General features: G+C 68.3%; 19 protein-coding genes and 1 pseudogene. 13 read left to right on the forward strand and 7 right to left on the reverse strand.

Translation table 11 applies throughout. The features are described 5' to 3' along the window. Window positions 1-28 precede the first annotated feature (28 nt). On the reverse strand, window positions 29-1,423 hold the full coding sequence (locus ABD143_RS19155; protein WP_343979887.1) for an SLC13 family permease: 1,395 nt from the start codon (window positions 1,421-1,423) through the stop codon (window positions 29-31). 290 nt (window positions 1,424-1,713) lie between these two features. Between ABD143_RS19155 and ABD143_RS19160 the strand changes: the two genes are divergently transcribed. The 7 genes from ABD143_RS19160 (at window position 1,714) to ABD143_RS19190 (ending at window position 11,561) form a co-directional block, all read left to right on the forward strand. Continuing rightward, window positions 1,714-2,880, forward strand: coding sequence for a pyridoxal-phosphate-dependent aminotransferase family protein (locus tag ABD143_RS19160; protein ID WP_343979890.1), 1,167 nt, complete (start codon window positions 1,714-1,716; stop codon window positions 2,878-2,880). A gap of 66 nt (window positions 2,881-2,946) precedes the next feature. After that, complete coding sequence (locus ABD143_RS19165) at window positions 2,947-5,910, forward strand: FAD-binding and (Fe-S)-binding domain-containing protein (protein WP_343979892.1); 2,964 nt, start codon at window positions 2,947-2,949, stop codon at window positions 5,908-5,910. Window positions 5,911-5,918: 8 nt separating this feature from the next. Further along, the gene (locus ABD143_RS19170; protein ID WP_343979895.1) at window positions 5,919-6,692 is read left to right on the forward strand and encodes a fumarylacetoacetate hydrolase family protein; all 774 of its coding nucleotides are present in this window, start codon (window positions 5,919-5,921) and stop codon (window positions 6,690-6,692) included. 79 nt (window positions 6,693-6,771) lie between these two features. After that, entirely contained in the window at window positions 6,772-7,590 is an 819-nt protein-coding gene (locus tag ABD143_RS19175) for a hydroxypyruvate isomerase family protein (protein ID WP_343979898.1), read from the forward strand. Between the two features lie 30 nt (window positions 7,591-7,620). Continuing rightward, complete coding sequence (locus ABD143_RS19180) at window positions 7,621-8,511, forward strand: 2-hydroxy-3-oxopropionate reductase (RefSeq protein ID WP_343979901.1); 891 nt, start codon at window positions 7,621-7,623, stop codon at window positions 8,509-8,511. A 48-nt stretch (window positions 8,512-8,559) separates the two neighbouring features. Continuing rightward, entirely contained in the window at window positions 8,560-10,332 is a 1,773-nt protein-coding gene (gene gcl, locus ABD143_RS19185) for a glyoxylate carboligase (protein WP_343979905.1), read from the forward strand. Between the two features lie 161 nt (window positions 10,333-10,493). After that, entirely contained in the window at window positions 10,494-11,561 is a 1,068-nt protein-coding gene (locus ABD143_RS19190; protein WP_343979908.1) for a TerC family protein, read from the forward strand. Window positions 11,562-11,912: 351 nt separating this feature from the next. Here the strand turns inward: ABD143_RS19190 and ABD143_RS19195 are convergent, their stop codons facing one another. Further along, window positions 11,913-12,281 carry a DoxX family protein gene (locus tag ABD143_RS19195; protein WP_343979911.1) on the reverse strand — a complete coding sequence of 123 codons (369 nt, stop codon included), beginning with the start codon at window positions 12,279-12,281 and terminating at the stop codon, window positions 11,913-11,915. A gap of 106 nt (window positions 12,282-12,387) precedes the next feature. On the opposite strand from ABD143_RS19195, the gene ABD143_RS19200 reads away from it, so the two are divergent. Beyond that, window positions 12,388-12,789, forward strand: coding sequence for a winged helix-turn-helix transcriptional regulator (locus ABD143_RS19200; RefSeq protein WP_343979914.1), 402 nt, complete (start codon window positions 12,388-12,390; stop codon window positions 12,787-12,789). On the opposite strand, the pseudogene ABD143_RS19205 reads toward ABD143_RS19200, so the two are convergent. Then, window positions 12,762-12,950 (reverse strand): annotated as a pseudogene (locus ABD143_RS19205) (CocE/NonD family hydrolase); the annotation flags it as partial. The gene ABD143_RS19200 and the pseudogene ABD143_RS19205 overlap by 28 nt on opposite strands. Window positions 12,951-12,979: 29 nt before the next feature. After that, a complete protein-coding gene (locus tag ABD143_RS19210) occupies window positions 12,980-14,266 on the reverse strand; it encodes a CoA transferase (RefSeq protein WP_343979917.1) in 1,287 nt (428 codons plus the stop codon). A 262-nt stretch (window positions 14,267-14,528) separates the two neighbouring features. On the opposite strand from ABD143_RS19210, the gene ABD143_RS19215 reads away from it, so the two are divergent. Continuing rightward, a complete protein-coding gene (locus ABD143_RS19215; RefSeq protein ID WP_343979920.1) occupies window positions 14,529-14,663 on the forward strand; it encodes a hypothetical protein in 135 nt (44 codons plus the stop codon). A 325-nt stretch (window positions 14,664-14,988) separates the two neighbouring features. Here the strand turns inward: ABD143_RS19215 and ABD143_RS19220 are convergent, their stop codons facing one another. Together ABD143_RS19220 and ABD143_RS19225 are read right to left on the reverse strand one after the other, a co-directional pair. Beyond that, complete coding sequence (locus ABD143_RS19220; RefSeq protein WP_343979924.1) at window positions 14,989-16,146, reverse strand: Cmx/CmrA family chloramphenicol efflux MFS transporter; 1,158 nt, start codon at window positions 16,144-16,146, stop codon at window positions 14,989-14,991. 271 nt (window positions 16,147-16,417) lie between these two features. After that, complete coding sequence (locus tag ABD143_RS19225) at window positions 16,418-17,266, reverse strand: MBL fold metallo-hydrolase (protein WP_343979926.1); 849 nt, start codon at window positions 17,264-17,266, stop codon at window positions 16,418-16,420. Between the two features lie 730 nt (window positions 17,267-17,996). Between ABD143_RS19225 and ABD143_RS19230 the strand changes: the two genes are divergently transcribed. Together ABD143_RS19230 and ABD143_RS19235 are read left to right on the forward strand one after the other, a co-directional pair. After that, window positions 17,997-19,664 (forward strand): winged helix-turn-helix domain-containing protein, encoded by a 1,668-nt coding sequence (locus tag ABD143_RS19230; protein ID WP_465269697.1) that lies wholly within the window; start codon window positions 17,997-17,999, stop codon window positions 19,662-19,664. 12 nt (window positions 19,665-19,676) lie between these two features. Next, entirely contained in the window at window positions 19,677-20,315 is a 639-nt protein-coding gene (locus ABD143_RS19235; protein ID WP_343979933.1) for a helix-turn-helix transcriptional regulator, read from the forward strand. A 13-nt stretch (window positions 20,316-20,328) separates the two neighbouring features. On the opposite strand, the gene ABD143_RS19240 is transcribed toward ABD143_RS19235, so the two are convergent. Continuing rightward, on the reverse strand, window positions 20,329-20,928 hold the full coding sequence (locus tag ABD143_RS19240; RefSeq protein WP_343979936.1) for a TetR/AcrR family transcriptional regulator: 600 nt from the start codon (window positions 20,926-20,928) through the stop codon (window positions 20,329-20,331). A gap of 89 nt (window positions 20,929-21,017) precedes the next feature. On the opposite strand from ABD143_RS19240, the gene ABD143_RS19245 reads away from it, so the two are divergent. Both ABD143_RS19245 and ABD143_RS19250 read left to right on the forward strand, forming a co-directional pair. Then, a complete protein-coding gene (locus tag ABD143_RS19245) occupies window positions 21,018-21,782 on the forward strand; it encodes an SDR family NAD(P)-dependent oxidoreductase (protein ID WP_343979939.1) in 765 nt (254 codons plus the stop codon). Between the two features lie 265 nt (window positions 21,783-22,047). Beyond that, window positions 22,048-22,725, forward strand: coding sequence for a M23 family metallopeptidase (locus tag ABD143_RS19250; RefSeq protein ID WP_343979942.1), 678 nt, complete (start codon window positions 22,048-22,050; stop codon window positions 22,723-22,725). Window positions 22,726-22,750: the final 25 nt, after the last annotated feature.

The raw sequence follows: 22,750 nt of genomic DNA on the forward strand, positions 1-22,750 counted from the left end.
CCCCCCCCCCCCCCGCCGGGTCGCGCCGCTATAACCATCCCGGGACGACGAAGATCAGCCACGTCGCGATCGGAGCGACGGCGCACATGCTGAAGCCCCACGCCATCAGTCCTCGGAAGACCCGCTCGCGCCCGGCGTCCGGCGCGTTGGCGACGACGAGCGCGCCGCTGGTCGAGAAGGGAGACGAGTCCACCACCGACGCCGAGATCGACAGCGCGATGATCAGGCCGACCGCGCCGATCTGGCCGGCCAGCAGGAACGGTACGGCGAGCGGGATGAGAGCCCCGAGGATGCCCGTGGTCGAGGCGAACGCGGAGACGACAGCACCGATGAGGCAGATGATGATCGCAGCCAGTAGGGGCGAGCCGATCGTCGTGACCATATGGCCGAGCCAGTCGATCGTCCCGACTTTCTCCATCAGCGAGACGAACGTGACGATGCCGCAGATCAGCAGCACCGTCGGCCAGGCCACCTGAGCGACCGCGGCCTTCGCCGACGCCGGCGAGGCGAGCGAGAGCAGCGCGGCCACGGTGAGGGCGGTGACACCCACGTCGAGTCCGAACGCCAGGGCTCCGACTGCCAGGGCGGCCAGACCCAGGAGGGTCAGGACATGGTCGCGGGTCAGCGGGGCAGGCTTCTCATCGGTCTCGTCCCGGGTCCCGGGTCCCGTGCCGGAGGGGGCGTCGCTCGTGGGGGAAGCCGGTCCGGGCTCGTCCGGCGCTGCACCGACACCCCCGCTTCCCGGTACCCCGGCGCCGACACGCACGGTGTCCGCCTGGTCGCGCGCGGGGGCGAGGCTGATGGCGGAGGCTTGGCGCTTCAGCAGTTCGCGACCGCCGAAGAGGAAGAACACGACCACGCTGAGCGCAAGGTTGAACAGGAAGGAGGACAGGAACAACAGGCCTGGGTTGCTCGGCAGGGCGTTCCGCCCGACGACCCCGTTGACGATGCTGCCGAAGATGCTCATGGGCGAGAATCCGCCGGCGCTGGCTCCGTTGATGATCAGCAGCCCCATCAGCATGGGGTTGATCCGGTACCGCGTCGCGAAGCCCATGCCGATCGGGGCGATGATCGCGACGGCGGCGGGCACGACCGCACCCACGGCCGTCAGGGTGGCCGTGACCAGGAACATGACCCACGGTATGAGGGCGATCCGGCCCCGGACCCCGCGGACAGCGGCCCGGACCAGCCAGTCGACGGTTCCGTTGCCCTTCGCGATGGCGAAGAGCAACGTCACACCGACGAGGATGATGAACAGATCGCCGGGGAAGCCCGCCAGAACGTCGTCGGTGCTCTGACCGGCGAAGGCGGTCCCTACGATGAACGCCGCGACGAACGCCAGCACGCCCATGTGGACGGGCAGCAGCGTGGCTATCAAGAACACCAGAGCCAACGCCACAATCGTGACGAGTTGTATCGACATGTGATCCCCCTAGGGTCGGCGGTGACGCGATGTCGGGGAGTGGGCGTCCGGGGAGTGGGCGAGAGACGCTCATCGAACCGCGATGCGGAAAAGGAATTCCGCGAGCGAGTATCTTCTACGTCACGTCGGCTCGTCAAGACGTGGTCGGCTCATCGCTGCCCGTCCGAGCGGCAGGGCGGCAGGGGGGCCCTCGACGCCGGGCGGTGCGCCAGCTACAGTTCGCCAGACGGTATAACTTTTCCGCTCTGCGGATTCAGGCCGAGTTGACGTCCACAGTTCGGAGGACAGACATGACCAATGCGACAGGTCGCCACTTCCTGCAGATCCCGGGGCCGACAAACGTGCCGGACTCGGTGCTGAGGGCGATGTCGGCGCCGACGATCGACCATCGGGGGCCCGAGTTCGCAGCCCTCGGCCTTGAGTTGCTCCGCGACGTCAAGCCGGTCTTCGGCACCACGAACCCGGTGATCATGTACCCGGCCACCGGCACCGGAGCATGGGAAGCGGCGCTGGTCAACACGCTGAGTCCGGGAGACAAGGTCCTCTGCTTCGAGACCGGTCACTTCTCCACTCTGTGGCAGGCGATGGCACGTGGCTTCGGGCTCGAGGTGGACTTCGTGCCCGGAGACTGGCGGCACGGGGCCAGCCCCGAGGTGGTGGCCGAGAAGCTCACGGCGGACACTGCGCACACGATCAAGGCCGTGTGCGTCGTGCACAACGAGACGTCCACGGGCGTCACGAGCCGGGTCGCCGACGTCCGTGCGGCGATCGACGCGGCCGGGCACCCGGCCCTGCTGCTCGTCGACACCATCTCGTCGCTGGGTTCGATCGACTACCGGCACGACGAGTGGGGCGTCGACGTCACGGTCGCCGGATCCCAGAAGGGGCTGATGCTCCCGCCGGGCCTGAGCTTCAACGCCGTGAGCGACAAGGCTCTCGAGGCGTCGAAGTCGGCGACCCTGCCCAAGACGTTCTGGGACTGGGAGCCGATGCTAGCGGCCAACCAGCGGGGGTTCTTTCCGTACACGCCGAACACGAACCTCTTGTACGGCCTCAAGGAGGCTCTGCGGCTGCTCGACGAGGAGGGACTCCCGAACGTCTTCGCCCGCCACACCCGCCACGCGGAAGCGACTCGCGCGGCTGTGCGTGGATGGGGCCTGGAGGTCCTCTGCCTCGACGAGCGTGAGCACTCCGGCTCGCTGACGGCGGTGCTCGTGCCGGAGGGAGTCGACGCGGACAAGATCCGTGCGGTCATTCTCGACAGGTTCGACATGTCGCTGGGAGCGGGCCTGGGCAAGCTCGCCGGAAAAATCTTCCGGATCGGTCACCTCGGCGCCTTCAACGACCTCACGCTCGCCGGGACCCTCGCCGGTGTGCAGATGGGGCTCAACCTGGCGGGGGTCCCCGCCGATGGGCGCGGCCTCGCCGCTGCACTTGAGCGCCTGCAGGCCGCCTGACCCTGGCTTGCGTCCGTCGCGCTCGCACCCCCCGTCCGCCCGTATCGACGCGAGAGGTTGACCATCATGGCCGCCGAGCTGACCGACAGTGACCGTCGGGCAGAGCGCGAGACCGATCTGGAGGGCGTCCTTCGGTCGCGCGTGTCGGGCGAGGTCGCCTTCGACGACTACACCCGGCATCTCTTCTCGCGGGACGCGAGCATGTACTCGATCATGCCCGCCGGGATCGTGTTTCCGCGTGACCAGGACGACGTGGTGGCGGTAGTGCGGACGGCCGCCGACTTCGGTGTCCCGGTCGTTCCCCGGGGTGCCGGTACCAGCCTCGCCGGCCAGACGGTCGGGCCCGGCCTGGTGCTCGACTTCTCGCGCCACATGAATCGGATCCTCGAGATCGACCCGGACGCCCGGACGGCCGTGGTCGAGGTCGGGGTCGTTCAGGACCAGCTCAATCAGGCTGCCGCAGAGCACGGGCTGATGTTCGGGCCCGATACATCCACGAGCAATCGCGCGACCATCGGCGGCATGCTGGGGAACAACTCGGCGGGCAGCGGCTCGCTGACCTTCGGCATGACGATCGATCACGTCCGGGCCCTCGACGTCGTCCTCTCCGACGGATCGTGCACCCGTTTCGAACCGGTGGACGAGGACGAGCGCAGGCGCCGGGCCGAGGCGGACACCCTCGAGGGCCGCATCTACCGGGACCTGCCTGCGCTGGTGACAGCCAACGAGAAGGCCATCGCGGCGGGCATGCCGATGTTCTGGCGGAGAGCCTGCGGGTATCGACTGGATCGGCTGGCAGGCTACGGCGAGGCGAACCCGTTCGACCTGGCCAAGTTCGTCGTCGGAGCGGAGGGGACCCTGGTCGTCGCCACCCGCGCGGTGGTCGACCTGGTGCCCAAGCCAAGGAAGACCGTCTACGCGGTAGGCCACTTCGCGACCACCCACGCCGCGATATCCGCGACCGAGGACGCGCTCCGCTGCCACCCCCACCAGGTCGAGCTCATGGACAAGACGATCCTCGACCTGTCCCGGCAGAAGATCGAGTACGCGGACCTGGGCCACCACCTCGTCGGCGACCCGGCGGCGCTGCTGTTCGTGTCGTTCACCGGCGACGACGAGGCCGAGCTCGTCGAGAAGCTCGACAACGTGGCAGCCCTGTGGGAACGCAACGGGCACGGCTATCACACGCTCAAGGCCGTCACGGCAGCCGAGCAGAGCGCGTTGCTGAAGGTCCGGAAGTCCAGTCTCGGGCTGCTGATGTCTGCAGGCGAGGGGACACGACGGCCCTTGGCGTTCATCGAGGACACCGCGGTGGCCCCGGTGCACCTGGCCGAGTACACGAAGCGTTTCAAGGACATCCTCGACGAGCACCGGCTCGAGGCCGGCTTCTACGGGCACTGCTCGGTGGGCTGCCTGCACATCCGGCCGTTCGTCGACCTCACCGACCCGGCGCAGGTCGAGACCATGCGAGTCGTCGCGGGGAAGATCAAGGACCTCGTCACCGAGTACGGCGGGGTCAACTCGAGCGAGCACGGAGACGGCCTCGCCCGGAGTGAGTTCAACCGGGAGATCTTCGGCGACGAGCTCTACGAGGCCATGCGCACGGTCAAGCAGCTGTTCGACCCGGCCGGGTTGATGAATCCCGGCAAGATCGTCGACGCCCCACCCATGACCGAGAACCTGCGGGACCGCGACGCGCTCACGCCGGCGGCGCCGCTGAAGACGATGCTGCAGTTCGAGGTCGTCGGTGGCGGGATGCGCGACGCGGCCGACCGCTGCATGAACATCGGCCTGTGCCGCAAGACCACGGCCGGGGTCATGTGTCCCTCCTACCAGGTGACCCTGCAGGAGGAGCACTCCACTCGAGGGCGGGCCAACGCGCTGGTCAAGGCGCTGTCCGAGCCCGACCCCCATACCGCGCTCGCCGACGACCGGCTGCACGAGATCCTCGATCTCTGCCTGATGTGCAAGGCGTGCAAGAGCGAATGCCCGATGAGTGTCGACATGGCGGCGCTCAAGGCCGAGACGCTGCATCACCACCACCAGGTGCACGGCACGCCGATGCGGTCGCGCATCTTCGGTGCCATCCGGCTGCTCAACCGGCTCGGCTCGGCTACCGCGCCGATATCCAACCTGCCGGGACGGCTGGGCTTCATGCGCGCGATCATGGAGCGCACCGTCGGGATCGCCGCCGTGCGGCCGCTGCCGGAGTTCGCCCGCGACAACCTCGTCCGCTGGAACAAGCGCCGCGGTCGTGACCGGAGCCGGCCGGCGCCGGGCACGGTCGGGACGGTGAACTGGCTGGCCGACTCCTTTACGACGTTCACCGAACCGCATGTCGGCAAGGCCGCCATCGAGCTGCTCGAGGCCTCCGGGTGGAACGTCGAGATGGCCAGTGGCGGCTGCTGCGGCCGGTCGAGCCTGTCGAAGGGACTGCTCGACGACGCACGGAAGAAGGCCGCAGGCCTGGTCACCTCGCTCGCCCGGGACACCGAGCCCGGATCACCGATCGTCGGGTGCGAGCCCTCGTGTGTGTTCACTCTGCGCGACGAGACGGCCGCGCTGCTGTCGGACATGCCGGAGGTGGAACAGGTCAAGCAGCGGGTGCGGCAGGTCGAGGAGCTGCTCACCGAAGCCATCGACGAGGGGCGACTCCGGCTCGACGAGAGATCCTGGCTCAGTGGGCGGAGAGTCGTGTTCCACGGCCACTGCCACCAGAAGGCCGAGGTGGGCACCGCGGCCACGATGGCGTTGCTGCGGCGCATCCCGGGGCTGGAGGTCGTCGAGATCGACTCGGGCTGCTGCGGCATGGCCGGATCGTTCGGGTTCGAGGCCGAGCACTACGAGACCTCGATGACAGTCGGACGTGACCGCTTGTTTCCGGCCATCGAGTCGGAACCCGAGGACACGATCGTCGCGGCAACGGGCGTCTCGTGCCGCCAGCAGATCTTCCACGGGGTCGGCCGGACCGCGTGGCATCCGCTCGAGCTGGTCCGCGAGGCACTCGCGGGTGCGGCTCCACGCAGCTGAGAGGCCTCATGCGCATCATCCGCTACGAACTCGATGGCCGGGAGGGCCGGGGGGTTCTCGAGCCTTCGCCCACGGGCGACCTCGTCCACGCGTTCGGCCCCGAGGGGGAAGGCGACAACGCCGCCGGGGATGTTGTCGCCCGGCTCGACGAGGTGACGCTGTTGGCTCCCTGCGACCCGCGGACCGTCGTCTGCGTGGGCAGCAACTACGCCTGCCAGCTCGAGGAGAAGGGGCGCCCCTGGCCGGAACGCCCGGCGCTGTTCCTGAAGGCGCCCAACTCCGTCATCGGTCCCGGGGCCGCCATCCAGGCGCCACCCGAGGTCGAGCGACTGGAGTACGAGGCGGAGTTGGCCGTCGTGATCGGAACGCTCGCCCGAGAGGTCCGGCCGGAGGACGCGATGGACCACGTTCTCGGCTTCACCTGCGCGAACGACGTCACCGCCCACGACTGGCGGGCCGACGGCCAGTGGGCACGGGCCAAGAGCGCGGACACGTTCTGCCCGCTCGGCCCCTGGATCGAGACCGAGCCCCCCGAACCGGGCTCCCTCACCATCACGACGCGGCTGGGTGACCGGGTGGTGCAGCAGTCGTGCGCCGACCAGATGATCTTCGGAGTGCCGGAGATCATCGCCTACGTGACGCGGTGGTTCACGCTTCGACCCGGTGACGTCGTGCTGACCGGCAGTCCTGCCGGTGTCGGCCCGATGGTCCCCGGGGACCGGGTGACCGTCGAGATCGACGGACTCGGCGCACTGTCGAATCCGGTCGCTCTGCGTCGCTGACCCCGTCACGCTCGCGACCCGGAGCCCCCGTGGGCTCTCTGCGACGGAAAAGTTATTCCGTGATACGAAAGGAAGCGCGATGACTCACGGTCTCACCTACGCCGTGAACTGCTCGATCCTTCTCACCGACCTGCCAGTCCTGGAACGTCCGGCGGCGGCCAGGGCCGCGGGGTTCGATGCCGTCGAGTTCTGGTGGCCGTTCGCCGAGTCGGTGCCGGCGGACACCGAGGTCGACTCGTTCGTCCGGGCGATCGACGACGCGGGCGTCCGGCTTACGGGGCTCAACCTGGCGGCAGGCGACATGCCGGCGGGTGATCGGGGCCTCGTCTCCTGGACCGGCCGGGAGAAGGAGCTCCAGGACAACGTCGACGTCGTGGCCGATATCGCCAAGCGGCTCGGCTGCAACACGTTCAACGCGCTGTACGGCAACCGGCTCGATGGCGTCTCGCCCGAGCAGCAGGACGAGACCGCGCTCGCGAACCTGACCCGGGCCGCGTCCGTACTCGGTGCGATCGGTGGCCGGATCGTCATCGAGCCGGTCAGTGGCGTGGCCGCCTACCCGCTCACGACCGCCGCTGACGCGATCGCCGTGATCGAGAGGCTCGGGCGCACGAGTGGGGTACACAACGTGCTGCTGCTCGCGGACCTCTACCACCTCGCGGTCAACGGGGACGACGTTCCCGCCGCGATCTCCGCGTACGCCGGCCGCACCGGTCACGTGCAGATCGCCGACGCGCCGGGCCGGGGGGAGCCCGGGACGGGTGATCTTCCGCTGGACACCTGGCTGGCCGCGCTGGAGGCCGCCGGCTACTCGGGACCGGTCGGCCTCGAGTACAAGGCGACGGGCGACGACCCGTTCGCCTGGCTGCCCCGTGACCGCCGCGCGGCCGGTCGCTGATCCGAGGAACAGAACCGAGAAGGAGCCGAGATGAGCAGCGACAAGACGACGGTGGCCGTCATCGGCCTGGGCATCATGGGCAGCCCGATGGCCGTCAACCTGGTCAAGGCCGGATACGACGTCGTCGGCTACAACCGGAGCAAGGCCAAGACCGAGGCGCTCGTCGCTCAGGGCGGCCGCGCCGCCGAGAGCGTGGCAGACGCGGTGTCCGCCGCCGACGTCGTGGTCACGATGCTCCCCGACTCGCCGGACGTGGAGGCCGTCGTCCTGGGTGAGGAGGGCATCGTCGCCAACGCACGCCCGCGCAGCCTGTGGATCGACGCCAGCACGATCCGACCCGATGTGTCCGTCCGGCTCGCCGAGCTCGCCGGCCGGCGTGCGATCCGTGCGGTCGACGCGCCGGTCTCCGGGGGCGAGGCGGGCGCGATCGAGGCGAGTCTGTCGATCATGGTCGGTGGTTCGGCCGACGACGTCGAGGCCGCCCGCCCGGTGCTCGATGCCGTGGGGTCGACGGTCGTCCATGTCGGACCAGCCGGGGCCGGCCAGACGGTCAAGGCGGCCAACCAGCTCATCGTCGCCGGGACCATCGAGCTCGTCGCCGAGGCGTTGGTGTTCCTCGACGCACACGGCGTCGACGCCGAGGCGGCGGTGAAGGTCCTGGCAGGCGGCCTGGCCGGCAATCGGATCCTCGACCGCAAGGCGGCGGGCATGATCGCGCGCGAGTTCGCGCCCGGCTTCCGGGTGGACCTGCACCACAAGGACCTCGGCATCGTGACCTCGGCGGCCCGCGAGGCAGGCGTGGCCATCCCGCTCGGCGCCGTCGTCGCACAGCTCATGGGCGCTCTGCGGGCCCGCGGTCACGGGTCGCTCGACCACTCGGCGCTGCGCCTGCTCGTCGACGAGCTGTCCGGCCGGAACTAGGGCCCTGGCACGCCCGCACCCACTGCACCATCCACGAGGAGAGTCGTCATGGCACGAATGCGCGCAGTCGACGCCGCCGTCCTGATCCTGGAGCGCGAGGGCGCCACCCAGACGTTCGGACTTCCCGGTGCCGCCATCAACCCCTTCTACTCCGCGATGCGCGACCACGGCGGCATCCGGCACGTGCTGGCCCGCCATGTCGAGGGGGCCTCGCACATGGCCGAGGGGTACACCCGGGCCCGCGCCGGCAACATCGGGGTCTGCATCGGCACGTCGGGTCCGGCCGGCACTGACATGATCACCGGCTTGTACTCGGCGTGGGCCGACTCCATCCCGATCCTCTGCATCACGGGGCAGGCGCCGGTGGCCAAGCTGCACAAGGAGGACTTCCAGGCCGTCGACATCGCGTCCATCGCGAAAACGGTCACCAAGGCGGCAACGACCGTGCTCGAGGCGGCACAGGTGCCCGGCACCTTCCAACAGGCTTTCCACTTGATGCGGTCCGGAAGGCCGGGCCCGGTCCTGATCGATCTTCCGCTCGACGTCCAGCTTGCCGAGATCGAGTTCGACATCGACACCTACGAACCGCTGCCCGTCTACAAGCCGAAGGCGACCAGAGCGCAGGCCGAGAAGGTCCTCGACATGCTCACCGCCGCCGAGCGTCCGGTCATCGTGGCAGGTGGCGGCATCATCAACGCCGACGCCTCCGCCGAGCTGGTCGAGCTGGCCGAGCTGCTCGGCGTGCCGGTCATCCCGACCTTGATGGGATGGGGAACCATCCCCGACGACCACCGGCTGATGGCGGGCATGGCCGGTCTGCAGACCGCACATCGCTACGGCAACGCGACGATGCTGGCCTCCGACTTCGTGCTCGGGATCGGCAACCGTTGGGCCAACCGGCACACCGGCGGCATCGAGACCTACACCCGCGGTCGTACGTTCGTGCACGTCGACATCGAGCCGACCCAGATCGGCCGGGTCTTCCCACCCGACTACGGGGTCGTCTCCGACGCCAAGGCCGCTCTGGAGCAGCTCCTGGAGGCCGCGCGGGATCGCCGGGCCGCGGGAACTCTCCCGTCATGGGAGGACTGGGTGGGTGCCTGCGGCGACCGCAAGCGCACCATGCACCGCCGCACCGACTTCGACAATGTCCCGGTCAAGCCCCAGCGGGTCTACCAGGAGATGAACGCCGCCTTCGGGCGCGACGTCCGCTACGTCTCCACGATCGGCCTGTCGCAGATCGCCGGGGGCCAGTTCCTGCGCGTCTACAATCCCCGCCACTGGATCAACTGCGGCCAGGCCGGCCCGCTGGGCTGGACGGTCCCCGCCACCCTCGGAGTCTGCGTCGCCGAGCCGGATGCGACGGTGGTAGCGCTCTCCGGTGACTACGACTTCCAGTTCATGATCGAGGAGCTGGCGGTCGGGGCACAGTTCAACCTGCCCTACATCCACGTCCTGGTGAACAACTCCTACCTGGGCCTGATCCGGCAGGCGCAGCGCGCCTTCGACATGGACTACCAGGTCGAGCTGGCGTTCGCGAACATCAACTCGCCGGAGGTCGGCGAGTACGGCGTCGACCACGTCAAGGTGGCTGAAGGTCTGGGCTGCAAGGCCATCCGCGTTCGCGAGCCTGGCGCGATCGGCGACGCCTTCGAGGAGGCGGCCAAACTGATGGCCGAACACCGGGTGCCGGTCGTCGTGGAGATCATCCTCGAGAGGATCACCAACATCGCGATGGGCCTCGAGATCGACGGGATCGTCGAGTTCGAGGATCTTTCCGACGCGGAGGTCGGCGCCCACCAGCCCATCGACCTGGATTGAGCTGAAGAGTCTCTCGTAGCAAGTTCGCATCCTGGTGCGCACGCCGTCCAGGTCCGCAGGGCATCGCACCGCAGGGGAGTGCTCCGGCGCGGTCCCATCGGCCGGTCATCGCGCCCGGTCGGGAGACCTCGGTTGACCCTCGATGTCTCGTCTGGAGTCCTGTGAACGTTCCCCCGTGGTTGTGGTTCGCCACCATCGGCGGCCTCATCGCCATCATTCTGATCGACCTCGTGATCGTCTCGCGGAGACCGCACGCGGTGACGATCTCCGAAGCCACCCGCTGGGTGCTCTTCTACGTAGCGCTCGCCGTGGTCTTCGGCCTGGGGATCTGGGCCTTCGCCGGTGGGCAGTACGCCGGCCAGTTCTTCGCCGGGTACATCACCGAGTACTCACTATCGGTCGACAACCTGTTCGTCTTCGTGATCATCATGTCGTCGTTCGCGGTGCCGGCGATCCACCAGCACCAGGTGTTGCTGCTCGGCATCGCGATCGCGCTGATCATGCGTGGCGCGTTCATCGGCGCCGGCGCGGCGCTGATCAACGCCCTGAGCTGGATCTTCTACATCTTCGCCGCGTTCCTGATCTACACCGCGGCCAACATGGTCCGGCAGGGCGTGGGCGGCGACGACGAGGAGTGGAAGGAACCGAAGATCGTCTCGCTGGTGCGCCGCGTGCTGCCGGTGACCGGGGAATTCCACGGCTCGAAGACCACGGTGAAGCTCGACGGCAAGCGCTGGGTGACCCCGATGCTCATCGTGATGATCGCGATCGGGGTCACCGACCTGCTGTTCGCCCTCGACTCGATCCCCGCGATCTTCGGCCTGACCCAGGAGCCCTTCCTGGTCTTCACAGCCAACGCGTTCGCGCTGATGGGGCTGCGCCAGCTGTACTTCCTGCTCGGCGGGCTGCTCAAGAAGCTGATCTACCTGTCGTACGGCCTCGCCGTCATCCTCGGGTTCATCGGCGTGAAGCTGGTGCTGCACGCGCTACACGAGAATCAGCTGCCCTTCCTCAACGACGGGCAGCCGATCCAGGTCCCCGAGGTCAGCATCGCGGTGTCGTTGCTGGTCATCGTCGGAGTCCTGGCGATCACCGCGGTCGCCAGCCTGGTAGCCGTCCGGCGGAACCCGAGTCTGGCCGGGGGGACCGCAGACGACTCTCCGCACACGGCGTCGGAGAACCCGGTCCCGGAACGGGACAATGCCACCCCAACACCCGACCGGCGCTAACCGCCAGGTGCCCATTCCCATCGACGATGCCTACCACCTGCACGTCGGCACCTTCACCCGCCCGGCCGGACTGGAAACGTCGCTCGACAGGGCAATCGTCGAATCGGTCAGCGGGCCGCGGTGGAGGTGATTGGAAGTGTCAGCCGGGTGCCGTCATGGTGCACGGTGTGGACCGACGCCTTCATTCCGGTCCCGGCTCGACCCGCCATTCCCGGTACCATGATGCGCGCCCATCAAGGACGAGATCCGCCGCGTCTGCCATGGGCAATCCTGCAGAGGCAGCCTTTTGTCGGTCCGCCGTCTTCCTGCGACCTGGAGTTCCGGTAACTGTTCAGGTACAGACGAAGTGGGTCAGCCGAGGAAGCGTCCGACAGCGACGAAGGCGGCGAGTAGCAGCAGGAGCATGTTGGCTGGCAACGGTTGGCGTTCGTTGCGGACCAGGTGCACCCGGAGCGCGCCGATCTGCACGACGACCAGGCCGATCGCGGCGATGGGGGTGAGGATCGACGCGATCCCGGTCAGCCAGGGCAGGATCACGCCGAGCGCGCCGAGGATTTCCACCAGGCCGACCGCCTTCACCCCGGCGTCCGACGAGTCCTTCATCCAGTCGAAGTTGCCCGATGCGACCAGCTGTTCGCGCGGCCGCGCGACCTTGAGCCCGCCCGCGGCGAGGTAGACCAGTGCGAGCAGGCCTTGGACTATCCACAGTGCGATGTTCACCGTATTCCCCAATCCTTACCGCTTGTGCGTAGCCTGATGGTCTGTGCGCATGGGGGCGGCTGCAAAAGGCACATCGATGTATGTGTCCAGGAAAGGGGCCTCGAGTATGGCGAAGGTCACGCAGAAGACGGACTACCCGCCGCGGATCCGCGACGGCGGCGCGGTTCGCGAGGTGCTGGACCGGATCGGCGACAAGTGGAGCCTGCTGGTGATCGGCACCCTGCGCGCTGGGCCGCTGCGGTTCGGCGAGTTGGAGGAGGCCGTCGCCGGCATCTCGCAGCGGATGCTCACGCTGACGCTCAAGCATCTGGTCGAGGACGGTCTGGTCGCGCGCACCGCCTATGCCGAGGTGCCGCCGCGGGTCGAGTACGAGGTGACCGAGCTGGGCCGGACGCTGGTGCCGCTGGTGATGGCGCTCGCCGAGTGGGCGATGGCCAACCACGAGCAGATCAACGCCAACCGATCCCGTGACCGATCAGGTTATGCGGGCAGCCAGGGACGGCCCTGAATGAGCTCGGTCAATGCATGAAGAAACCCGATGCCATGTTTGGCGGCGGTTGCCAGGTAGGACCGGATCGCGGCGACGTAACTCGAGTCCGGTGGTGGATCCGGCAGTAGAGCCCATTGAGTGAAGGCTAGGTACGACATTCCGATTGTCGCCAGCCGTCCGTTCCGCTCTCTGCGTGTGGCCCGAGGGCCTACGGGTAGGAGACGATGCCGCGGTCGAGCAGATCGTCGAGGTCACGGTCGGACAATCCGATGCCGCGCAGGACCGCGTCGGTGTGTTCGCCCAATACCGGCGCGCGCTCGGGTCGGCGGTTCTCTCCGTCAAGTGCGATGGGGATGCCGGGGGCAAGGTGCGGGCCGACTCCGGGCTGGTCGATGAGATGGATCATCGGGTTCTCGGCAATCATCGGCCCGCCGGGCACTGTTGCGCTGTCAGAGCCGTCAGAGCGATCCTCGACGAGGTCCGAGAAGGTGTTGTAAGTGGACCAGAGCAGAGATGTCTTCGACAGTACGGTGGTGACGGAGGCCAAATCGGTTCGGGAGAACCACCGGGACAGCAGACCTGCGAGAACTTCGCGGTACTCGAATCTGTCGTCCTCGGTCGAGAAGTCGACGCCCAGGCTTTTCTCGAGAGTCTCGACGACATCCGTGAGATCAGTAGCGGCCAACAGGTCCGTCCAGTGCCGCTTGGTGAGTGCGACGACCATGACCCGCCGCTCATCACGGGTGACGAAGTCGCGAGCGAAACCGCCGTAGAGGTAGTTGCCGTAACGCTTGCGGACGACGCGGCTGACTTGGGCCTCGGCGAGGAACCCGAGATTGCCCGCCGCCGCCAATGCGACGTCATAGAGTGCGACGCTCAGGCGTTGCCCCCGACCGGTGAGCCTTCGGTGGCGGTCCGCGGCCAGGATACCGACCGCGGAATAGAGCCCACAGGCGATGTCCCAAGCTGGCAGGACATGGTTCACCGGATCGGCATGCCCTTCAGGGCCGGTGACCATCGGGAAGCCCACTGCGGCATTTACCGTGTAGTCGACGGCCGGCGTGCCGTCGTGGTGGCCTTCGATCTGCACATGGATCACGTCGGGACGCCGCGCGGCGATGTGGTCGTAGCTCAGCCAGTCTCGGCCTACAGCGTTGGTCAGCACGATGCCGCCGTCCGGGCCGGACTCGGTGATCAGCCGAGTCACCAATGCCTGGCCCTCCTCGGACCGGAGGTTGACGGTCACGGACTTCTTGCCTTTGTTGAGCCCGGCCCAGTACAGCGAGGTGCCCGATGGCGCCAGCGGCCACCGGTGGTGATCGGGTGCGCCGCCGAGCGGATCGACCCGGATGACCTCGGCGCCGAGCTGGGCCAGTGTCATACCGCCCAGCGGGGCCGCGACGAACGAGGAGATCTCGACGATGCGCATGCCGGCCAGGGGTAGACGTGCCTCGCGATGCTGCTGGGCATCGCCCGGCTGATCGGGCTCAGACATTCCCTGCCTCTTCCACGTAGTGGACCGGGTCGCCCCACTCTGCTGTGCGGAGGCCTCGGCAACTGGCTACCCCGGCCGCGGCCCCTACGGTGTTGCCGAGGGTCGTGCTGCTCACGATCATGCCTCGGGATCGCGGTTCGTGCGTAGTGGTTGCGCGTGAGCTCCATCGTCGAGCAGGCGGTGGCGTCCTGCCGGAACGATCGTTGACAATCTCAGCAAGCGTGGACTGCTGGTCCGGCTTCCGGACGCCTCGGATCGGCGGGTGTGGTTGCTCTCGGCCACGAAGGCCGGCCTCAAGATGGCTGCTGAGATCGCCGAGGTGGAGGCCGAGCTCAGGGTGGAGCTTCGGGCCGGGCTGGGCCGGCCCGAGCGCCCTCTGAGGGCGGAGGCGAAGTGAAAGCCTTGACCGGCCCCCCGCGCTGTACCACGACCGCTACCGGCGCACCCCGGACGGCTGGAAGTTCGCAGAGCGGGCCTACGAGGTCAGATACCTCGACACCACTCCGCTGGCGGGCTCGGCGCCCCCACGGAGCAGGAGGCCCCAGCTGACTCACCACGGCAGTTCTGCCGTTCGGTCGCAGAATGCGTTGTGGATCATGGTCTGGTGGCAACGTGTCCCAGCACGGGACGCAGCGCGTCGAGCAGCGCAGCGGACGTCTCGTCGGGCTTCTGCCCTGTGGTGTTCACCAGCGAACCTAAGGCGCGCGTCCAGCGAAAATCGCTTACCGACGCCGTCGGCTCGGCTCGAAAGAGCCGGCGAGGACGGCGATCAGCAGTCCGGCTGCCGCCAGAGCGGCGCTGACCCAGATCGGTGCTTGCGCTGACTGAGCTGCGCCCAACGCAAGTCCGCCGAGCGCGGGTCCGACCGCAGCACCCACGTTGAACGACGCCGTGGCGTAGCTCCCGCCGAGGGTCGGTGCGTCGGTGGCCAACGCGAGCGCCCGGGCGATCACGGTTGAACCGACGCCGAAGGACAGCGCGCCCTGCACCAGGACGACGACCAGTGCCGTATAGGGGTGCCTCGCGGTGAGGGCGAGAACGACCCAGCCCAGGGTCAGCATGGTTCCGCCGGTCGCAACGACATAACCGGGATGGCGGTCGGCGAGGCGCCCCCCCGCCGTGACGCCGGCGAATGATCCGACGCCGAACAACGCCAACCCGATCGGTACCCAGCTCGGGTCCAGGCGGGAGAGGTCGGTCAGCACGGGAGCCAGATAGGTGAACGTGCAGAACGTGGCCGCGTTGACCAGCGCCCCGACCAGGAGCGTCAAGCAAAGACGCGGGCTACGCAGGGCGGCGAACTCTCCGGCCACACGACCGACCTGCCGCCGACCAGCGGTTGCGGGAACGCCGCGCAGAACACCGACGATCGCGGGCAGCGAGATCAGGGCTATGGCCCAGAACGTCGAACGCCAGCCCCACGACTGTCCGAGGAAGGCGCCGGCCGGAACGCCGACGACGCACGCCAATGTCGTGCCGCCCAGGAGGATCGCCGCCGCGCGCCCGGTCCGATCAGCGGGCACCATGCGAACCGCCACGGCGAGAGCTACGGCCAAGAAGCCGGCGTTGGCGAGTGCCGAGAGGACTCGCGTCGCGATGAGCACGACGAAAGACGGGGTGAGCGCGGCCGCGACATGGGCGGCGGCAAAAGCCGTGAGAAAGAGCAGCAGCGCCGCCCGTGGCGGGAACCGGCGAGACAGCACCGCCATCAGCGGGGCGCCGACGATCATTCCAACGGCGAATGCCGAGGTCAGGGATCCGGCCGCCGCTGTCGAGATCGCTAGCTCGGTGGCGATCTCGGGTAGGAGGCCGGCGAGCATGAACTCCGATGTCGCTTGAGCGAATACCGCTACAGCGAGCATGTACAACGCGATGGGCATATGTGAACTCCGCGGGCAGAAGACGAGACCGCCGCTGAACCAGAGCCCTTGTCGAGTTGCGACGACTGGGCCCTGGAAGACGGTCAGGAACCGTGCGACAACACGGCCTCCGGCATCGCCCGCCCCCTGCACGACAAGTCCAGGCAGAGGAAGCGCTCACGACCAGATTCGGATCGCGAGCAGTACTAGGAGAGCCCTAGCGCGGCGTAGCCACCGGGAGGCCGGTGGCTACGGTCTGTCCGCCTCGGGGCTGTTCACGACCGCGACGCTATCAGTACGGGGTCTCGGGCGCGAAGCGGTAGCCGTCCCCGGTTCGGAGCACCCGCCCGGCGCTGGTGCCGGCGAAATGTGTGCCGAGTACCAGCGCATTCGCGGCCGCCGCCGCGGACAGCAGGTCCTTCCGCGTCGCCCGGGCAGCGTCCGGGTCGACGTCGCCGCGCGCCGTCCAATCCGGATGACGACACTGGATCGGGTGGTGCAAAGCGTCACCCGTGATCACGCAGTGGTCGCCGATCCACACGCTCAGGTGCCCCGGCGTGTGACCCGGCGTGGTCCGGAGGTGGACCTCAGCGGTGAGCCTCGTGTCCGATGCCACCGGCTCGACGAGCCCGGCATCGATCACCGGCTGCACGGAGTCTGCGAACGCGATCGCGTGCAGCGGATCTTCCGAGCGAGCCCAGTAGTCGATATCAGCAGCTCCGAACAGGTAACTCGCGCGGGGGAACGTGGGTACCCACTTGCCGTGCACGAGGTGCGTGTTCCAGCCGACGTGATCGACGTGCAGGTGGGTGCAGACGACCGTGTCGACGGTGTCCGGGGCGAAGCCGGCCGCAGCAAGGTCCTCGAGAAACGGTCGATGTTGGTGGTCGAACTCCGGGATCAGCGGGCGGTCCTTGGAGTTGCCGGTGCATGTGTCGACGACGATGCGACGATCTCCGGCCTCGATGACAAAGGTATGGAAGCTCATCAGATACCGGCCGTGAGAATCGACGAAGTCGGGCACCAGCCACGGCTCCGCAGCGACGTCCGCCGGTGCTGCCTCGGCGAAGAAGTCGATCGTGAATGGCATGACGTGCTCGACCACTCGCGTGATACGCACGCCGTCGACATTCCACGACACGCGCCCGAGCGTACCCGCGGTGGCCATAGGCAGTGGTTCCGCTGACGAAGCGCTGCCGCACGGCTCCCGCCACCCGGACGGCTGGTGCCCGACGACGTCGGGGGACGAGGGGAACGCGCGATGAGGCGCTGGGGTCGACCGCTCGTCGTGGTGCCGGCCGTTCCGGTCGCCCTGACTTTGCCTTGGCGAAAGGTGACCGCGCTACCCGGGTAGCAGGAACCCAGGGACTCGGGTCAGCACCCAGACCCAGATAGGGCTGGCCGTGATGTGCTGCGGGGTGCCGAAGCGTGAGTCTTACCGGAGAAAGATGGCGCTTTTGTCGCCGCTCGGCGCAAGCCTGCAGGCTCGAGTTGGCCAGTTTGGGCCTATCGGTCGGCGCAACGCGGCGGTCGGATCGCTGGCAGCCATAGGAAAAGCTCAGATCGACGATGAGGCCAATGACCGTCCCGCGCCGAGAACTCATGGACCTCCTGGATCGCGCGACCGCCAAGAATGTCACTATCATCTCCGCCCCGCCCGGGAGCGGGAAGACCACGCTCCTGCGCATGTGGGGGGACCGACCGACAACCCGGGGGCGGGTCGCGGCCGTGTCGGTGCGCAGAGGGGAGCGGGACCCGCAGCACTTCTGGCTCTCGGTCCTGGAGGCCGAGCGGGCCATCAGGAACCGGAGCGGCCCCTGGAGAGCCTCACGCCGTCACCGGAGTTCGACGGCAGTCGGGTCGTGGAAAAGATGCTCCAGGAGCTGACGCCCGATGATCAACCGATTGTTCTGGTGATCGACGACCTGAACGAGCTAGAAACCCGCGAGGCGCTGGAGCAACTCGAGCAGTTGCTTGTGCGCCTGCCACCACAACTGCGGGTCGTGCTGGCCGGCCGCCACGATCCCCCACTGCGGCTCCACCATCTGCGTCTTGAGGGAGAGCTCGCCGAGATCCGCGCCGCCGATCTGGCGTTCAGCACTGCCGAAACCGCGGAGTTGCTCAAGTGTGCAGGCGTCGATCTGCGGGAATCAGATGTCGAGCTGCTGCAGGAGCGGACCGAGGGCTGGGCCGCCGGGCTTCGTCTGGCGGTAATCTCCCTGATCGGCCACGCCGAGCCGGAGCGCTTGGTCGCCGAATTCTCGGGCAGCGAGCGGACCGTAGCCGAGTACATGCTGGCCGAGATGCTCGAGCGCCAACCGGCGGATGTCAGACACTTGCTCCTGCGCACGTCGATCGTCGACCGCGTCAACGGTTCCCTGGGGGACGTACTGACGGGGATCGGCGGCTCTGAGCGGATGTTGCACGCGCTGGAGGACGCCAATTCCTTTGTGGTGTCGCTCGATCCCGAGCGCAGCTGGTTTCGCTACCACCACCTGTTCGGGGATCTGCTGCGGCTCGAACTGCGCCGTACAGCCCCTGACGAGGTGCCCGAGCTTCACCGGCGCGCCGCGGAATGGTTCGCCACCCACGGTCACGTGGTCGAGGCCATCCGGCACGCCCTGGCCGCCGGGTCGTGGGCCTATGCAGGCCAGTTGCTCGTAGACAACGCGCTGAACCTCACCCTGGACGGGCAGGTGGCCGTCGTCCATGACCTTCTCGGAGGTTTCCCGACGGCCGCGTTGCAGGCTGATCCGGAGCTGACGGTGGTCTGGGCGGCGGACCAGGTCGAGCAAGGGTCGTTGGACGAGGCGGCGGCCTATCTCGCGCTCGCCGAGGATCATCTCGATATAGCACCCCCCGAGCGACGTCCTCAGCTCGACGTTTCACGCGCAGTGATCAAACTGTTGCTGGCCCGCCGCCGTGGGGACTTCAGCGACGTCCTGGAACAGGTGGAGTTCCTGGCGCGGCCCTGTGCGGTGCGCTCGCACGCCGCGGTTGCGCTGAGCGGGGAGCTCCGGGCGATGGCGCTGATGAACCTGGGCATCGTTGAGATGTGGTCACCCGGCCTGGCCGAGGCCGAAAAGCACCTGGAGGAGGCCGCACGGATAGCGCACCGTATTGGCCGGCCGTACCTCGAGGTCGGATGCCTGGCCCACCTGGGCTTCGCCGCGAACGCGCACTCCATCGGCAAGGCCCGCCAGCGGTGCCGGGAGGCGATCATCCTCGCCGAGAGACACGGCTGGGACGAGAACCACGTCATCGCGCCTGCGCTGGCGACCCTGGGGGGAAACCTGGTCTGGTCCGGCGAGTACGACGAGGCCCTGCAATTGCTGGAGCGGGGAGAGAAGGCCCACCGTTCGGACGTCGAGCCGGCGACCTCCCTGCTGTGGCATCTTGCTCGCGGCATGCTGCACGCGGCCCAGGGAGAGTGGGATCGGGCCCTGGAGCGGTTCCGCAGCGCTGAGGCGATGCAGACTCTGCTGGTGAGCGTGCACGCGCTCGCGGTTCAGGTCCGCAGTTTTGTGATGGCGACGTAGGTTCGGCTCGGCATGGTCGACGAGGCCAGCAAATCGGCGGCCGCGATCGAGGCAGAGCCCGAGCCATGGGGAGAGCTGTTGACGGCACTGGCGCTGGTGCGCCACGCCCAGGGCCGCCCGCGGGACGCGATCGATGCGATCGCACCGGTGCTGGACGGATCCGCGCCGGTCCTCCACGCGTTCACCACGGTGCAAGCGCAGATGGTCGCCTCCTGTGCATGGGCGGAGCTGGGCGACCGCCGGGCCTCCGAGGCGTCGGTCGAGCAAGCGCTGGCGTTGGCCGAGCCCGACCGGCTGGTGTTCCCGTTTGTCATGGCGCCCGGACATGAGCTGCTGGAGCGCCATCCCCGTCACGCCACGTCCCATGCCGCGCTACTGACCACCATAGTGGACATCCTCCGGGGAGGATCCGCGAGCACGCTCAGCGGTGAGACGGAGCTGGCGGCGCCGCTGAGCCCGAGCGAATTGCGTGTACTCGGCTATTTGCCGTGCAACCTCTCCGCGCCCGAGATTGCGGGTGAGCTGATTCTGTCGGTCCACACCGTCAAAACCCACGTGCGCCACATCTACGGCAAGCTTGGGGCGCGCAATCGCTCCCAAGCGGTCAACATCTCTCGCGATCTCGGCTTGCTGGGGCGGACGTCCCGCTAACCACACGCCGCCTTCAAGGAAACCGTGCTCGTAGGTTGTCGATGCCGACGTCGAGCGCCGCTTCGAGGTGGCTGACGCTCCCGGTGGACAGCATCAACAGGACGCCACCCTGGATCCCGGCGAGCAGCGCGGCTGCTGCACGGTCGGCGTCGAGCTGCGGGTCGATCGCTCCGGCGTGCTGCATGTGCCGGACGCCCGCGGTGATCTCCGCCTGCCATTGGTTCATCAGCTCGCTCACCACGGCCTGCGCCCCAGGCGTATTGCGGCCCAACTGCGACACGAGCACGTTGAGCGGGCATCGCCTGCCCTGGCCGAGATAGCGGGCCACGACGCTGTCGCGCCAGGCCAGCCATGCCGGCCACGAGGTGAGCTCGCCGAGGTACGGCTGCTGGTCGCTCAGCACGCGGTCGGCTTCGTGGCGGGCCACCGCCAGCAGCAGCTCCTCCTTGCCGCCGGGGAAGTAGTGGAACAGCTGGCTCTTGCTCGTGCCGGTCCTGGCCCGCACGTCGTCCAGGGTGGTGGCGATGACACCGCGCTCGCGGATCTCCGCCGCCGCGCCCTCGACGATCCGCTGCCGCGTCGCGGTGCCCTTCCGGGTCAGAGTTCGCGTCATTCCGATCACCTCCCTTTTTGGACTTGCGGGTCCATTTTACTGCGGGAACTGTTGAACCGCACAGTCCATTTCGATCGGGGAGAACCACCGTGAACTCTCGCCTGCAGGACCGCACCGCCCTCGTCACCGGGTCGACCGACGGCATCGGCGTCGCCATCGCCCGCGCGCTGGCTGCGGAGGGCGCCTACGTCGTCGTCAGCGGCCGCAACACCGCCCGCGGCGAAAAGGTCCTGGCCGCCATCGCCGAGGCGGGTGGCCGCGCCACGTTCGTCCGCGCCGACCTCGCCGACGGCGCGTCCGCTGTCCGCGACCTCGCCGACGCGGCGCACGCCGTGGCGGGCGGCCCGCTCGACATCCTGGTCAACAACGCGGCGATGCTCATCACACCCGCCCCGACAGCCGAGGTCGGCGAGGAGCTCATCGACCGCGCGCTGGCCACCAACGTCAAGGCCGCGTTCCTGCTCACCGGGCTCGTCGCCCCAGCGATGGCCGCGCGCGGGAGCGGGGCGGTGATCAACGTGGGCTCGATCAACGGGCTCTTCGGCGCGGCCGAGTCGGCGCTCTACAGCGCCACCAAGGCGACGATCCACTCGCTGACCAAGTCCTGGGCCGACGAGTACGGACCTTCGGGCGTACGGGTCAACACCGTTGCACCCGGCCCAACCGTCACCGAGAAGGTCACGGCGTCGGCGGCGATGCAGGAGCGGCTGGCGCCGATTCTCGCCCGTATCCCGTCACGGCGGCCCAGCACTCCCGAAGAGGTTGCGCACGCGGTCGTGTTTCTCGCCTCCGACGACGCCTCGAACATCCACGGCGCCACGCTGTCCGTCGATGGCGGCCGGGCCGCGATCTGACGACCGGACAAGCGGTACGAGCCGGACAGCATGGTGCCAGCCGAACGGGAGCCGCTCCTACGCGAACGCGCAGCACTGGATCGCCTGAGATCAGCGCGGGGGTAGCCCGAGTCGTTCGGCGAAGGATCTGCGATCCGCGTTCGATCTGCCGTGTTGGTTACTCAGCGCCGACGACCTGCAAGTCCTTGACCGCTCCGTACCGTTCTGTCCGTAATTGTTCGGAAGGTCGTGACAGGCCATCAGCGGTGACACAGGAGGTCTCGGGATGTCCACTCTCGACCACGTCGCACTTGCGCTGCCGTTTCGCGGCACGTGGCTCGCGCGCAACAGCCCGGCCCGGCACGTGCCGAGCCACGGTACCCACCTGTTCGCGACGACGTACGGCATCGACTTCATCGCCGTCAACGGACGGCGCACGGCGACCACCCGGGACTGGCGTGCGCTGTTGTCCACGGAGCCGGTGGACCGGTTCTTCGCGTTCGGTCAGCCCATCCTCGCGCCGGCCGCCGGCACGGTGGTGTCGGTCCACGACGGCGAGGCGGACCACGTCGCACGGCGGTCGCAGCTCGCGCTGGTGCCCTACGCCCTGACCCAGGCGGCCAGGGTTCGCGGTGGCGCGGGCGCCATCGCAGGCAACCATGTGATTCTCGAGCTGGAGAGTCGTGGCGGGTATGTCGTGCTCGCCCATCTGCGCGCCGGTTCGATCCGGGTGGGTGTCGGCGAGTCGGTCGAGTCCGGGCAGGAGTTGGGCGCCTGCGGCAACTCGGGCAACTCCACGCAGCCGCACCTGCACATCCAGATCATGGATTCGGCGGATGCGTTCGCAGCGCGTGGCCTGCCCATGTCCTTCCGGAACTATCGGGCGTGGCGTCGGCCCCGTGGGGCGCCGGTCGTGGTCGAGCACGGCATCCCCAACGAGTCGGAGGTCGTCGAACCGCTCTGATGCCTCTGGTCACGCCTGCCCCGCG

The organism is Pseudonocardia aurantiaca, from assembly GCF_039526725.1.
Classification (GTDB): domain Bacteria; phylum Actinomycetota; class Actinomycetes; order Mycobacteriales; family Pseudonocardiaceae; genus Pseudonocardia; species Pseudonocardia aurantiaca.

Coding starts and splice junctions, on each gene's coding strand:
- ABD143_RS19155 (WP_343979887.1), bottom strand. CDS start 1,423: ATGTCGATACAACTCGTCACGATTGTGGCGTTGGCTCTGGTGTTCTTG.
- ABD143_RS19160 (WP_343979890.1), top strand. CDS start 1,714: ATGACCAATGCGACAGGTCGCCACTTCCTGCAGATCCCGGGGCCGACA.
- ABD143_RS19165 (WP_343979892.1), top strand. CDS start 2,947: ATGGCCGCCGAGCTGACCGACAGTGACCGTCGGGCAGAGCGCGAGACC.
- ABD143_RS19170 (WP_343979895.1), top strand. CDS start 5,919: ATGCGCATCATCCGCTACGAACTCGATGGCCGGGAGGGCCGGGGGGTT.
- ABD143_RS19175 (WP_343979898.1), top strand. CDS start 6,772: ATGACTCACGGTCTCACCTACGCCGTGAACTGCTCGATCCTTCTCACC.
- ABD143_RS19180 (WP_343979901.1), top strand. CDS start 7,621: ATGAGCAGCGACAAGACGACGGTGGCCGTCATCGGCCTGGGCATCATG.
- gcl (WP_343979905.1), top strand. CDS start 8,560: ATGGCACGAATGCGCGCAGTCGACGCCGCCGTCCTGATCCTGGAGCGC.
- ABD143_RS19200 (WP_343979914.1), top strand. CDS start 12,388: ATGGCGAAGGTCACGCAGAAGACGGACTACCCGCCGCGGATCCGCGAC.
- ABD143_RS19210 (WP_343979917.1), bottom strand. CDS start 14,266: ATGTCTGAGCCCGATCAGCCGGGCGATGCCCAGCAGCATCGCGAGGCA.
- ABD143_RS19220 (WP_343979924.1), bottom strand. CDS start 16,146: ATGCCCATCGCGTTGTACATGCTCGCTGTAGCGGTATTCGCTCAAGCG.
- ABD143_RS19230 (WP_465269697.1), top strand. CDS start 17,997: ATGCTCCAGGAGCTGACGCCCGATGATCAACCGATTGTTCTGGTGATC.
- ABD143_RS19235 (WP_343979933.1), top strand. CDS start 19,677: ATGGTCGACGAGGCCAGCAAATCGGCGGCCGCGATCGAGGCAGAGCCC.
- ABD143_RS19240 (WP_343979936.1), bottom strand. CDS start 20,928: ATGACGCGAACTCTGACCCGGAAGGGCACCGCGACGCGGCAGCGGATC.
- ABD143_RS19250 (WP_343979942.1), top strand. CDS start 22,048: ATGTCCACTCTCGACCACGTCGCACTTGCGCTGCCGTTTCGCGGCACG.